Genomic DNA, 14,193 nt, shown 5'->3' with positions numbered 1-14,193 from the left:
AACGAAGTATATTCATTACAATAAATTCAAGAGGTGAGGCTAGTGAGAACACGATTGAAAGAATTGCGTGCGCGAAACGGGCTCAATCAGACAGAATTGGCAAAGCGTGCAAAAGTGTCCAGGCAAACCATCAGCTTAATTGAACGGGAGGAATTCGTACCTTCCCTGCTTATAGCAAAACGCATCGCGAATATTTTTAATGAGACGATTGAAAATATTTTTATTTTTGATGAGGAGGAATTGTAATGAAAATGGTAATTTGGACGTTGATTGGAGCCGCCATAGGTGTCTTCGGAATGAATGCTGTATTGTCTTTTGATTCCACAGCGGGTTTCCCGCCGATAGGTTTTGAAGCGGACATAGTATTGCTTGCGATTACAGTGATCCTATTGATATTCAGTACAGTCAGTATGGTGCAGATGAAGAAAAAATCACAACTGGACTTGACAGGTGACAAGGAAGACGAACGTGATGTCTGGCAGTACAAACGGTTCAGCGATGTCAGTTTATGCACTGCAGCCGCTCTTGTTTTAAGTATTCTGGCCGCCGCTGTAGCAATCATCACTGTTCAGCCCGCATGGATACTGATTATTTCTGGTGTCGCCTTCATGGTATCGGCTCTTCTGTCTGTTTTCAGCTCCGGTCTGGTGAACTCCTTATATCCAGAACGTAACTTACCTTCCCCATCCGATAAAAATTATGCAGAAAAACTTCTGGCGGCTTCCGATGAAGGAGAACAGTTCGTTATGCTGCAAGGTTTGTACAAAACTTTTAGTACAATGAACCTTACATTATTGATGGCTTTACTGGTGTTCATTGGCTATTCTGTCATTACCGGAGATTCCCAGTTATTCTCTATTTTCGTCATAGGTCTCGTATTAATTGGGACGAACGCACAGTATTTGATTACGATTCGCAATAAATAACAAAGGCTATGTAATATAAGATCGCTATCCAGGAGGGTTATTTCTCTGGACAGCGGTCTTTTCATCATACTAGCTGATGATCCAATATTTCTTTCAGGACGACAGCCTGATTATTCTTTTCATCCTTTGCTCCATAGACAAGCGTTACGTTTTTCTTATGCTTCACCGTCCACTCTTTCAGCTTTTCCAGCTCTTCCTGCTGCTCGTCATTCTTCTCCAGTTCCTCTTTATACTTTTTCTTAAATTCGTCGAACTTGTCAGGATCATGATCGAACCATTGACGAAGCCCTTTACTCGGTCCCACTTGTTTCAGCCATTCGTCTACTTGTGCATCTTCTTTACTTACTCCGCGTGGCCATACACGATCCACCAGGACACGAAGTCCGTCTGCTTTCTTCGCTTGATCATATACCCGCTTAATCTGTACTGGCATGTTGATCTCCTCCTTTATCTTGTCTTTCTCTGTCCTATTACCCTCATTTAGAAAAAATAAAAAAGAGCCGAAGCCAAAAGCTCCAACTCTTCCATATCACTTCGCCAACTCCGTCAGCAAGCTATGCGCCCGATGTTTATTATCTTTCTGCCCTGCTTCCTGCGCCCCAATACAAACCGGACAGCCATGTTCACAACGGCATTCCGCCACATGATCTGCAGCAAGCGTCAGCAGCTCCCTCCACCGCGGATATATATTCTCACTTAACCCTATGCCTCCCGGGTAGCTGTCATAAATGAAAAATGTCGGCCGCTCCATATGAATTGCCTTCACTTGCGGGACAACGTGAATGTCAGTACGGTCACATTTAATAAACAGCGGCACTAAAGACTGGATCGCATACGCGGCAGCAGTCATCGCATCGGTCAGTTCAGACTTTTCCCAGTCATCCGGCACATCAAACGTCAGCCACGTTCCTGATGTATGCATTTCTTCAGCAGGCAATGAAATTGGGCCGGAACCAATATTGTCGTGTGTATCGAATTTTATTTTCTTAAAAATCGTCGGAATCGCAAGCACTGCCAAGTCTCCATAAGCGGTTGTGCGGTCTCCGTCTTCCGTTCGCTTGTCTTCACTGATCACTTTCAGTTCCACTGCCAGATTGGCATCAGTGAAGTAATCGACATCCACCACTGTGACGTATGCTTTCTTCTCTTCCCAATCCAGTTTCTCGACCTGGTATTGCGTGCCTTGATGTAAGTAAATCGCTTCTTCATGCAATAATGTCATGGCGCTGAAACGGTCCATTTCACCAATGACACGTGTCTCTTTCGGGAATGTTTGGTCAATGATAATAACATTTTCCTGAGAAGCGGAACGAAGACTGATTTCACCTGCCGGAAAACGGTCGGTCATCCAGTGCCATTTATCTGATGTCTGCAAAAGCACTCCTTCACTCTGCAAAAACGCCAGCAGTTCCTGCACTTCAAATTCACCGTATGTCTCCGTCGAGCTGAACGGCAGCTCAAATGACGCACATTTTAGATGATCCATTAAAATCAGCATATTGTCGGGATGTATATGAATTTCTTCAGGCTGCCGTCCGAGCAGATATTGCGGATGCTGAATAATATACTGATCAAGCGGCATCGACTGCGCCACGTAAATGATCAGCGCATCTTCCTGACGCCTGCCCGCACGGCCGGCCTGCTGCAACGCACTCGCAATATTTCCCGGGTAACCTGTCATAATACACGCCTGCAATTGACCGATATCAATACCGAGTTCCAGCGCATTTGTGCTGACGACGGTACGGATATCTCCATCTTTCAGGCCGCTTTCAATCTTTCTGCGCTCTGACGGCAGATAGCCGCCGCGATAGCCCATTACAGTTTGATCGAATAATTTTTTCTTTGTCAATTCTTTCATATACGTTACCAGCATTTCCACCCGGACCCGGCTGCGTGCAAAAATAATAGTTTGGATATGCCGCTGATATAAAAATGCGCCGAGATCACGCACTTCAAGCACCGCACTTCTTCGGATGCCAAAGACATCATGGACAATCGGCGGATTATAGAAAATGAAATGTTTCTTGCCGCGCGGTGCGCCGTTTTGATCAATCAGCACCATATCTTTATTCGTCAAGTTCTCTGCCAGTTCTTTGGCATTTGAAATCGTTGCGGATGTACAGATAAAAATCGGATCACTTCCGTAAAACCGGCAAATGCGCTGTAACCTTCTGAGAACATGCGCCACATGACTGCCGAACACCCCTTTATACGTATGAAGCTCATCGACAACGATATATTTCAGGTTCTCAAATAAAGAAATCCATTTTGTATGGTGCGGTAAAATAGCTGAATGCAGCATATCAGGGTTTGTCAAAATAATATGACCCGACTTTCGTACTTTTGTCCGCAAACCGGGTGCGGTATCGCCGTCATACGTATGACTTAATATCGTTTCTCCGCTCGCCTCAATCAAATCATGAAGGTCTGCCAGCTGATCTTGTGCCAGTGCTTTTGTCGGAAATAAATATAACGCACGCGATGCAGGATTATCGAGAATCGACTGCAGCACCGGCAAATGATAACACAAAGATTTGCCGGACGCTGTCGGTGTGATAGCCGTGATGGAATGTCCTTCCCCCACTGCATCAAATGCCTGCCGCTGATGGCTGTATAGCTGACCGATGCCTTTTGTCGCCAGCGCTTTGCGAATGGACGGATGAAGGGACGGGGGAAATTCGGCTGTGACCGCTTCCTGTTCCTTCAGCGTTTCAATATAGGCGATATTCGGCCCAAAGCGCGGATCAGCGAATAACTGCTGAATTGTCTCCGGTATATTTTGTTTATTCATTCACATGGTCCTCTCCCTTTTCTGCATTCATTGCGTCCAGAACTGTCTGCAGCGTATAACGTGCCGCACGGATGGAGAGGATAAAACGCTTTTTTCCGGTCGCTTTGTAAAATGACTGCACAACAAATTGAGTCATAGAATCTTTTAAGGAGTCAATCTGCACTTCATGAACGTAACGCGGTTTTTCGTCCTGTATCCACGTCTTCATCTCTTCAGCCCATTTCGCAATCGCCTGATGGCTGGCGTCAGCATACGGTTTCACCTCTTTAAAGAAATCAGGTTCATGACCGGTCTCTCTCATTCGATAAAATCGCTGTTCGCACTCATCGCAAATCGTCAGCAGTAACCTTGTGTCTTCCACCTTGCTCATATATAGTAAACTCCTTTATAATCAATCATAATAAAACGTACTGTCTTTCATTTTATCAGAAATACAGCTACACCTCCACTTTCTGCGAACAAACATTCCAAATCGTCACGAATTTGTCCTCATTTACTTCCAATGAAACCTTCTTATCGGTAACTCGTCTACTAGTGGGTATGGTATGATGTAGTGTACGAGGTGGTCACATTGGCGATACGTTATCCGAACGGAAAAAAGTTCAATCCGTCCGTTTCTTCTGCGCAAAAAAAGAGATATGACTACTCCTTCAGTAACCGGGGTAAATCATTAGAGGACGAAATCAACGACACAAATGAATACTATCTGGCCCATGGCATGGCCGTCATTCATAAAAAGCCCGTTCCGGTGCAAATCGTCAACGTCCGTTACCCGGCAAGAAGTGCTGCAGTGATTACAGAAGCATACTTCCGCACTCCTTCCACAACAGACTACAACGGCGTTTGGAACGGCTACTATGTCGACTTTGAAGCAAAAGAAACGAAAAATAAAACTTCATTGCCATTGCAAAATATTCATTTGCATCAGGTGCAGCATATGAAGCAAGTAAATGATCAATCAGGACTTGCTTTTTTTATTGTCAATTTCACACTGCTCGACCGATACTTTTTATTGCCGTTTCAAGAGTTTTACCCCCTATGGAAACGAATGGAGGAAGGCGGAAGAAAATCCATCACGTTACTCGAAATCGAGGAACGGTCCATTGAAATCAAAACCGGTTACCAGCCGCGGCTTGACTATATTCAGGCTGTAGCCGATTGGGTAACACGCAAGACCGATTAATGACAGCGAAAGGCAGGAAATAATATGAGTGACAATATAAACTCAAGAACAGCCAGAAGAAAGCAGCAGGTGACGGAGCAGCCCAAACGTCCGCGAGGTAAATTCCCTAAAGATTTATGGAAGAAAATTTTCATAGGCATCGTTGCATTATTCCTTGCAGTCATGGTAGGCGGAATCTCCTTATTCGCTTATTATGCAAGTACCGCTCCTGATCTCGATGAGGAACTGCTGAAAGATCCATTGACATCCAACTTCGTGACAAAAGACGGAGATGTATTCATGAAATTCGGCGCAGAAAAACGGGAGTTCGTGCCGTATGAAGAAATCCCCGAACAGATGAAAGATGCGATTCTCGCCACCGAAGATGTCCGCTTCTTTAAACACGGCGGTATTGACTTTTACCGGCTGGGCGGTGCTGTACTTGCCAACCTGCGCAGCGGATTCGGTTCACAAGGTGCTTCGACACTGACGCAGCAAGTGATTAAAAACTCTTTTTTAAAAAATGAAAAGACATTGAAACGGAAAGCACAGGAAGCATGGCTTGCCCACAAATTGGAAAAGGAATATACCAAGGAAGAAATCTTTGAAATGTATTTCAATAAAGTGCTGATGTCAGGAAACCGCTACGGATTCGGAACTGGCGCCAACTATTTCTACGGAAAAAAAGTAAGCGAACTGGAACTGCCGGAAATCGCTATGCTTGCAGGAATGCCGCAATATCCAAACGGCTATAACCCATTTAAATATCCGGAACGTGCTGAAAAACGCCGGAATACCGTGCTGACTCTGATGGAACGCCATGGTAAAATTTCGACGGCAGAAATGAACGAAGCGAAAAAAGTGCCGGTCACTTCTACTTTATTGGCAGAAGAGGATCGGCAAACGTTCAGTAAGTACCCGGCTTACGTAGATGCGGTACTCGATGAAATCGAGGCAGCCGGTTTATCCGATATGCTGGCAGAAGGCGTAACGGTTCAGACAGCGCTTGATCCGAAAGTGCAGGAAACTGTCGAGGCAGCGATCAATGATCCGAGTTATTATGAATCGGAAGACATGGAAGCCGGAATGACCGTGCTTGATACGAAAACCGGCGCCATTGTAGCACTTGGCGGCGGGCGGAATTATTCTGGACGAAACATGAACTTTGCAGAGCTGAAACGTGCTCCAGGCTCAAGCGTTAAGCCGATCCTCTCTTACGGACCTGCAATTGAAGAGCTGAACTGGTCAACTGGACAAAAAGTTGTCGATGAACCATACAAATATAAAGGGATGAATAAATCCGTAAACAACGCGGATGGACGTTTCCTGGGAACGTTAACGATGCGTGAAGCATTGTATTGGTCTCGAAATGTTCCTGCAATCAAAACATTTGAAGAAGTCGGCGCAAAAAAAGCCAAATCATTCGCTGGAAAACTTGGATTTGCTTATGAAAACCCGACTGCCGGCAACGCACTTGGCGGTGGGGAGGCAGAGTTCTCCACAGTCCAGATGGCAGGCGCATATGCCGCATTTGGTAACGGCGGAATTTATACGAAACCGCACGCGGTCACAAAACTGGTATTGCGTGACGGGAAAACGGAAAAGAATCTACGCCCTGATCCGGTCACAGCGATGAAAGATTCCACTGCTTATATGATTACCGATATGTTGCGTGACGTGTTGACGGCAAGCGAAGCTACGGGAACACGTGCCTACATCAACGGGATGGATATTGCAGGAAAAACAGGAACGACAAATTATCCTTCTTCGTTAATTCAAAAATACAATATGAAGAGCACTTACGTTCCGGATACATGGTTTACAGGATATACAACCGAATATACGATTTCGACGTGGGGAGGATATGCAGACTATAAAACTCCGATTACGACATATGAATACGGCCGCTTTGTACCGCAAAAGTTATTTAAAACGGTAATGAGCAGCATAGCGAAAAATCCCGGAACATTTGAAAAGCCTGCTTCAGTTGAAGAAGCCGCAATTGTCAGAGGCAGTGATCCTATTATGCTGGCCAGTTCATTCACTTACAGTAATCTAATCCGTAATGAATTGTTCGTCAGAGGAACATTGCCGGATAAAACGTCTATCCCGGAGACGGTGACGATTCCAAGCCCTGATGATTTCACAGCGAAGTTTAATGCCGAGTCAAATACGATTCAGCTGAATTGGAATTACTATGCTTCGGATAAATACAGCAGTCTCGGCAATCCTGCATTTACTGTCAGTGTCTCCGTTGATGGCGGCAGCCCTCAAACCATTACGACCACTTCCAGTAAACAGGCAGCCTACTCGGGTGTAGAATACGGAAAAAGCTATACATTCTCCGTCAGCGCCAGCATGGGAGGCTATACGAGCGGCTCTGTCACAACTTCCCTGTCGATAGAAAATGCAAGTGAACCTGATAGGGAAGAACAGCCATCGGATGACTCCGATACTGATGATGATCAGAACAACGGAAATAATAATCCGTCTGACAATGAAGATAACGATAACGATGGTGAGCAAGACGGTCAAAACCCGCCAGACTCTGATGGCTCTGGAAACCCGGATCAGACTAACCCCGATAATCAGGGGAATCAAGGTTTTCCAAACCGAGGTGAAAATCAAGGGCAAGGCCAGAACAATCAAGGACAAAGCAATCAAGGGAACCAGGGAAATCAGGGACAAGGAAATCAGGGACAAAATCAAAATGATTCCGATAATATTTCGTCCGATTCCTCTTCCAATTAACTAAAAAGAGCGGAACGACAAGTACATTCACTTGCCGTTCCGCTCTTTTATTTTATTGCTGCACACGCAATCGCGCGGCTTTCTTTTTCATTTCATCGTATAGCATCATCAGTTGAATGAGTGCATAATGACTGCTTTTCTGAAGTTTAATAAACTCTATGCGTTCTGTGTAATTATTCGGCTCAAGTGCATGATGCATGTTGCCGGTATGGGGATTTCGCACGATTTCACTCTGCGCGATCAGCCATGCCAGCTGATCAATCGCTGGCTCGATTAAAGTCAGCCGGCGCTCATCACGCACCGCGTACATTTTCTCTAGTTCGGGCTGCTGCTGCTCCCACTCGGTAAGCACCCGCTGTATGTGTTCTTTCAATTCGTCATAGCTCATTTTGCCTTCATCCTTTTTCGGCCTTCACGGCATAGATCCAACAGCGGACATTCCGGACAGTTGGGGTTTTGCGCTTTGCAGTGATAACGTCCAAAGAATATCATCTGATGATGAGTCTGTGTCCATAATTCCATCGGTGTCCAGCGCATTATTTTTTCTTCCACATCAATCGGCCGGTCTTTCCAGCGATTCATGCCAAGGCGCTTTGCCACACGCTCGACATGGGTATCCACAGCGAGGGCAGGCACGCCGAATGCATTCGACACAACCACGTTTGCGGTCTTCCTCCCCACACCCGGCAGCGTCATCATTGTATCGCGGTTCGACGGCACTTCCCCGCCGAACTCTTCGATTAGCCGCAGACTGAGTGCCTGAATATTTTTCGATTTATTGCGGTAGAGTCCGATAGAACGAATATCCTGCTGCAGCTCTTCAATCGGTACGCTGAGATAATCTTCAGGAGTTTCATATTTCTGAAACAGGTCTGCCGTTACACGGTTAACAAGGACATCCGTACACTGCGCAGATAACAGCGTGGCTATGAGCAATTCAAATGGATTTTTATGAACCAGTTCACAGTGCGCTTCAGGAAACATCTCTTCAAACGTTTTCAGGCACGTTTGCCATTGCGTTTTTGTCAGCATCGTTTCACCTACTCCCGTTCTTCGAGCCAATTATAGAAAGGCACATGCTTTATTTCCGTTTTTGTCTGTGGCGCTGTGGCGTTGACTGCCGGACGAAATGCTTTCGTCTGCCTTTCTACATCACGCATCGTTTTGACATTCTTCTTTTTCCATTCAAACAAAATACGGTCAATATACCGCAGGCTCATTTTTTGTGCCAATACTGCTTCACGCAATGCTGCACGGATAATTTCAGCAGAATGGCCGTCTTTATCTATCCACATTCCAATGGTTTCAAATTCCATCGGTGACAGGAACCGGCCGAATTCCTGCTCGAAAAGCGAGAAGATTTCTCCCTCTTCCTGCTTGATCTCCTGTTCCTGCGTTTGCATAGCCTGCTTTTCTACCACATCGATTAAACGCTCCCATAAAGGATAGAATGAAAATCGTTCGTGCAATACTTTATTTTCATCTGTGCTTTGTTCGATGGTAAATAATCCTTTTTGCATCAAGCGCCGCAAGCAATCCGTAACATCCTTCTCTTGCTGCTGCATACGGTTCGCAATGTCAGTAGGAGTCGGGAAATGGTTTCCCGCCTCTTGAAATGCAATCATATGCAAAATTACCATGGCGTCACTATCGGAAATCAGCAGTTGTTTATAGTGTTGAAAAAAGAGCTGGGAAATAGAAACATTTCCCCGCTCAATCCAAATTTTCAGCCGCTTATCTTGCTGCATATTTGAAACTTCCTCTCATCAGCAACATACGTGTTGCTTCTGTATTACGCTTTCCAATGATCTTTTACAAATTTTTCGATTCGTGCAATTCCTTTTTCCAGCTGATCGATTGATGTCGCATAAGACAAACGAATCGTTGTTTCAGAACCAAAGCCTGTTCCGGGAATCACCGCAACATTCGCTTCTGTCAAAAGCGCGTGTGCGAAGTCATCCACGTTGGCATAGCCTGTCTTTTCCACTGCTTCCTGTACATCCGGCAGGAAATAAAATGCCCCTTGCGGCTTCAGCACATGGAATCCAGGGATCGCAGCCAATTTTGGATATGCCTGATTCAAGCGGGATTCAAAGTCTTTCCGCATCGTCTCTACAGCATCCTGAGGCCCGTTGTACGCTTCAATCGCTGCGTATTGGGAAGTGGTCGCAGGATTGGATGTAGAGTGGCTCGCCAAATTCGTCATCGCTCCGACTACTTCTGCATCACCAGCAATATATCCAATTCTCCACCCTGTCATCGAATGAGATTTTGAAACACCGTTAATGATGAATGTGCGTTCTTTTGCATCATCCGACAGCTGTGCAATCGAAATATGCTCTTTGCCATCATAAACAAGTTTCTCATAAATTTCATCTGAAATGATCCAAATATCTTTTTCACGGCAAACATCCGCGATTGCTTCAAGTTCCTCTTTTGAATAGATCATTCCCGTCGGATTGCCGGGTGAATTGATGATAACTGCTTTTGTCTGTGCCGTTACAGCTTCGCTGATCTGTTTGGCTGTCACTTTAAACTGCTCAGCTGCCGTTCCTTCAATGAAGACCGGCTTACCTTCAGCAAGCTTTACCTGTTCAGGATAACTGACCCAATAAGGAGAAGGAATGATGACTTCATCACCTTTATTCAGTAATACCTGAAATAGCGTGAAGAGTACGTGCTTCGCTCCCACACCGATTAATACTTCGTTACGATTGTATGTTAATCCTTGATCTCTTTTCAATTTGTCAATTATCGCATCTTTTAATTCCGGAAGACCGCCGGACGGAGTATATTTCGTCTTGCCATCTTTCATTGATTGATACGCTGCTTCCAAAATGTTTTCAGGCGTATTAAAATCCGGTTCACCTGCTCCGAGCCCGACTATGTCGAAGCCGGATGCTTTCATTTCTTTCGCTTTCGCAGTAATCGCTAATGTTGTCGATGGTGATAAAGTAGTAACTCTGGACGCTAATTGCTTTCTCAAATTGACCGCTCCTCTTTAGTTCTAATTCCCATTTTCTCTATAACTTCATAATACGCTTCTGCCACTTTCCATCTGCAAAGTTCAGATAGGCGTAATTCAGGCTGTCATCTTCTGTCAGATAGCTGACTTCCCAAAATACTGCCTCACCTTCGAGTCCAAGAGATGTCCGAAGTATTTTCTTGACGCCCTTTTCCTTCTTTACAATATCAGTGGCTTTCTGCTCAGTAATACCTGATTTCAGTGACACAGCTTTTAGAATCTTTGTAGTTTTTTCCTCTACAAAAATAACCTTTTCCTGATTCTTTTCATCGGTGCCATAGACTGTAACCCATGAATTCTTCCCATGATAGTGATCAGTCTTCTGCACGTTTTTTAGAACTTCATGCTTCAGTACGGCTTTTTTCGCTGTATTTTGTGCATCAGCAAACGGCCTCTCCGCCTGATAGAAAACGATTAGCGTAACCGTGATCCCCAGGGTGAGTAAAAATAGGAATAGAAACTTAATCCAGTTGAGCATAAGCAACACTTCCTATCGAATGAACCGCTGATTTTTTTCGATTCATTTTCTAACCTGCTTTCTAGTAGTTCAACCTTTATTATAGCAATTTTCAATCTCGTTAACTAGACCCTCCAGCGATACTTTTTTTACAAAAGACTGCGGCAGCGCCTCAAGGAACGATTTCCCGTAGGATTTCGTTTCGATGCGCCGGTCCAGTATAATGAAGAATCCCTGCTCATCTGAAGAGCGGATCAGCCGGCCGAATCCTTGCCGAAAACGCAGGATGGCTTCAGGCAGACCGAGATGCGTAAATGCATTTTTATGTTCTGCCTGCAAAGCTGCGGCGCGTGCTTTAAACAACGGTTCTTCCGGTGATGTAAACGGCAGGCGGACCACGACCACGGCCGATAATTGCTCACTTGGCACGTCCACGCCTTCCCAAAAACTTGTCGTGCCGAATAGTATGGCTTTCTCCTGCTTTTTAAATGTTTTCAATAGTTTATGCCGGCTGCCTGAACTGACACCCTGTGCAATCAGCATATACTCTTCGTCCAATGATTCGCTGTCAGCCACAGCCTGATGCGTTTTCCGCAGCATGTCATGTGACAAAAACAGCGCAAAAACTTTGCCTTCAATGGCAACCGCTGTCTGAATTAATGCGTCGGCAACGGCATCAATATACTCATCATCCGATACTTGCTGTATATCGGGCATATCTTCTACAATCAATGTATGCGCACCTTCATAGAAATTGGCAGGTGCCTGAAATGTATAGAGCGGAACGGATGGCGGCAGCCCCGCCTGATCCAGCACGAAGCGGTCCTGCGCTTTAGCTGTCAGCGTGCCTGAAGTCCAGACGATTCCGGCTTCGCCGTCAAGCGTATCTATAAAATCACGGATAACAGCGGAGCCGCTAATCGGACTTTTCTTAATCTGCAGACTGCCCGGCAAGCTGCGGCTGTCTTTTTCTATCCATACCGTTGCGTTGGTCTGGGGCTGCTCCATGAACAGCTCAATCCACTCGCCTGCTTTTATTTTCATTTCATTCACCCAGTAAAACCATTCATTCACGGCAGCCTGCTCTTGCTGCGTCAGTTCATCTTGCAGTGTTTGTAATGGAATGCCATAGTTTTCACAAACACTGATGTATTCGTTCATCTTCCGCAATACGATGCCAAAGCTTTCATTTGCCCGCAGGCGTTTGGAAAACGGTTTAATGGTGCGCGTCATTTGCTTATGATCCGTTACCGCTTTTGAGTTCATGAGGACAAGCATCGATTCATCAAAAGCCAGCATGAATTCATCAAATGCATGCTGAAGACGTTCAGTTGAATATTTATGATTAACATGAAATTTCGTCAAGATGTCCTGCATGTCGAATAACAGCTGGCAGCTGCCCAAGCCATTCAGCTGACTCATGACATATTTCCAATTTGTATAAGAAAACACTTGCTGATGTGTGCGGATGGCCGCCTGATTCATTTGATGCGCTTCATCGATCACCAGTCCGCTGATGGAATGAAATAACGGATCATGCCGCTGCCGATCGTTCATCAGCATGGAATGATTCGTCAGCAGGACCATAGACTGCTGACAGTTTTTTAACGTATGTGTATAAAAATCAGCTGCCCGTTCATCTTCCTTCGCCCGCATGGAACGTTTGCGGATCCGGTCAAGAAACAGCTGGCCGCCTCCGGAAACATTGACTTCATCCAAATCCCCTGTGCGAGTCTCTGTCAGCCAGACGAGCAGCTGCATAATCGTAATCGAATCATCGTACACTTCATCAGTAAAATGCAGAAGTTCCTCAAACTTACCGATGGATATATAATTCGCCATGCCTTTAATAATAGTGGCCGGAATCGTTATTTGAAGAGCCTGTTCCAGTCTCCGCACTTCTTCAGCCAGCGTATCTACTAAATGGTTCGTGTACGTACTGATGACAACAGGCTGCCCCATCACATGCGCACGGATTACTGCCGGAACTAAATAACCGATCGTTTTCCCCGCCCCCGTAGGCATTTCGACAGCCACTTGCTTCTTTTCAGTAAAGGACTCCCATGTCAGATCCATCAGCCGGGCCTGACCTTCCCTTATATGAAATGAAGGATCGATTTTCTGCATGATTTGATCTTTTGCTGTCTCATCTGCCGGAAAGCCGATGGGCCGTTCCCAGGAGGCAGTCTCCACTTTCGACTTCAAGTATGGAATGCCGCGGAACAGCCCATACATACTCGATGTTTCACGGCCGCGTGCCCGTTTTAGTGCTTCATAGAACAATGTCGACACATCTGATTTCAATGCGAATGAGCGCTCATGCATGCGCTCCAGCGTCTCCCTAGGCAATGTTTCTATCTTCTCTATTGCCTTCAGCAGGAACAGCGCCGTCGCTTCCGCATCATCATCCGCACGGTGAGCCTGAAACAATGAAATGCCAAGTGAATCAGCAATGTCCTGCAGACGGTAGCCCGGTAATGTAGGATACATAATTTTGGCCAGCTCCACCGTATCTACTTTCTTGCCGTGCCACTGTGATACACCGCATCGAATCAGTTCTTTTTGCAAAAAAGACACATCAAAATCTGTGTTATGTGCGACAAAAATACATCCGGCAAGCAAATCCGCCACTTCCTCGGCGATCTCTTCAAAAGGAGGTGCATTCTTCACATCTTCATCACCGATGGATGTCAATTGGTGAATAAAGGGAGGGATAGAGCGCTGCGGATGCACATAGCGCATATATGTATCGATTATTTTATTATTTTCAATAAAGACAATTGCAATTTGAATGATCCGATCTCCCTTTGAAGGCGAATGACCAGTTGTTTCCAAATCGACAACTGCATATTTGCTTGTAGACATACCATCATCAACTTCCTATTAGGTTTCTAAAGCAAATTGTATCATACTTACCACGGCGACTCACGTCTTGCCCCGGGTAAAAAGAAACTCCGTCAAGTCGATGAAAGGAAAGAGACAGAAAGTGAGTGATCCGCAATTTCAGCATTGGCCGGTGACGAGTACAGGCGGCTCACCTGAATGAATGTATCTGCCTGAACGGCACAGCTTCTTCCC

At 45.5% G+C, this 14,193-nt stretch carries 13 protein-coding genes; 4 read left to right on the top strand and 9 right to left on the bottom strand.

What is annotated here, in order from left to right; all coding sequences use genetic code 11:
* Positions 1-42 precede the first annotated feature (42 nt).
* Both SporoP33_RS15385 and SporoP33_RS15380 read left to right on the top strand, forming a co-directional pair.
* Complete coding sequence (locus SporoP33_RS15385; RefSeq protein ID WP_081244577.1) at positions 43-246, top strand: helix-turn-helix transcriptional regulator; 204 nt, start codon at positions 43-45, stop codon at positions 244-246.
* Positions 246-926, top strand: coding sequence for a DUF3169 family protein (locus tag SporoP33_RS15380; RefSeq protein ID WP_081244575.1), 681 nt, complete (start codon positions 246-248; stop codon positions 924-926). Before SporoP33_RS15385 ends, SporoP33_RS15380 begins: the two co-directional genes overlap by 1 nt.
* A 64-nt stretch (positions 927-990) precedes the next feature.
* Here the strand turns inward: SporoP33_RS15380 and SporoP33_RS15375 are convergent, their stop codons facing one another.
* The 3 genes from SporoP33_RS15375 to SporoP33_RS15365 form a co-directional block, all read right to left on the bottom strand.
* Complete coding sequence (locus SporoP33_RS15375; protein WP_081244574.1) at positions 991-1,359, bottom strand: DUF488 domain-containing protein; 369 nt, start codon at positions 1,357-1,359, stop codon at positions 991-993.
* 96 nt (positions 1,360-1,455) lie between these two features.
* Positions 1,456-3,720 (bottom strand): DEAD/DEAH box helicase, encoded by a 2,265-nt coding sequence (locus SporoP33_RS15370; protein WP_081244572.1) that lies wholly within the window; start codon positions 3,718-3,720, stop codon positions 1,456-1,458.
* On the bottom strand, positions 3,713-4,090 hold the full coding sequence (locus SporoP33_RS15365; RefSeq protein WP_081244570.1) for a YppE family protein: 378 nt from the start codon (positions 4,088-4,090) through the stop codon (positions 3,713-3,715). The genes SporoP33_RS15370 and SporoP33_RS15365 overlap by 8 nt, the downstream gene beginning before the upstream one ends.
* 201 nt (positions 4,091-4,291) lie before the next feature.
* On the opposite strand from SporoP33_RS15365, the gene recU reads away from it, so the two are divergent.
* Both recU and SporoP33_RS15355 read left to right on the top strand, forming a co-directional pair.
* Entirely contained in the window at positions 4,292-4,903 is a 612-nt protein-coding gene (gene recU, locus SporoP33_RS15360; RefSeq protein ID WP_081244569.1) for a Holliday junction resolvase RecU, read from the top strand.
* Positions 4,904-4,927: 24 nt separating this feature from the next.
* Positions 4,928-7,633: a transglycosylase domain-containing protein gene (locus SporoP33_RS15355; RefSeq protein ID WP_081244567.1), complete on the top strand. Its 2,706-nt coding sequence runs from the start codon at positions 4,928-4,930 to the stop codon at positions 7,631-7,633.
* A 52-nt stretch (positions 7,634-7,685) separates the two neighbouring features.
* Here SporoP33_RS15355 and SporoP33_RS15350 read toward each other — a convergent pair whose 3' ends face one another.
* The 6 genes from SporoP33_RS15350 to dinG all read right to left on the bottom strand — a co-directional run bounded on the left by SporoP33_RS15350 (position 7,686) and on the right by dinG (position 13,980).
* A complete protein-coding gene (locus tag SporoP33_RS15350; RefSeq protein WP_081244566.1) occupies positions 7,686-8,021 on the bottom strand; it encodes a YpoC family protein in 336 nt (111 codons plus the stop codon).
* A complete protein-coding gene (nth, locus tag SporoP33_RS15345) occupies positions 8,018-8,665 on the bottom strand; it encodes an endonuclease III (protein ID WP_081244565.1) in 648 nt (215 codons plus the stop codon). The genes SporoP33_RS15350 and nth overlap by 4 nt, the downstream gene beginning before the upstream one ends.
* An 8-nt stretch (positions 8,666-8,673) precedes the next feature.
* Complete coding sequence (locus SporoP33_RS15340) at positions 8,674-9,381, bottom strand: DnaD domain-containing protein (protein WP_081244563.1); 708 nt, start codon at positions 9,379-9,381, stop codon at positions 8,674-8,676.
* Between the two features lie 44 nt (positions 9,382-9,425).
* Positions 9,426-10,619 (bottom strand): pyridoxal phosphate-dependent aminotransferase, encoded by a 1,194-nt coding sequence (locus SporoP33_RS15335; RefSeq protein WP_081244562.1) that lies wholly within the window; start codon positions 10,617-10,619, stop codon positions 9,426-9,428.
* Positions 10,620-10,656: 37 nt separating this feature from the next.
* Entirely contained in the window at positions 10,657-11,136 is a 480-nt protein-coding gene (locus tag SporoP33_RS15330; protein WP_081244560.1) for a cell wall elongation regulator TseB-like domain-containing protein, read from the bottom strand.
* 69 nt (positions 11,137-11,205) lie between these two features.
* On the bottom strand, positions 11,206-13,980 hold the full coding sequence (gene dinG / locus SporoP33_RS15325) for an ATP-dependent DNA helicase DinG (protein WP_081244558.1): 2,775 nt from the start codon (positions 13,978-13,980) through the stop codon (positions 11,206-11,208).
* Between the last annotated feature and the right edge of the window lie 213 nt (positions 13,981-14,193).

It is taken from the genome of Sporosarcina sp. P33 (genome assembly GCF_002077155.1).
Lineage (GTDB): Bacteria > Bacillota > Bacilli > Bacillales_A > Planococcaceae > Sporosarcina.
Note: the sequence above shows the minus strand (reverse complement) of the source record. Positions and strands in the feature narration are given on the sequence as shown.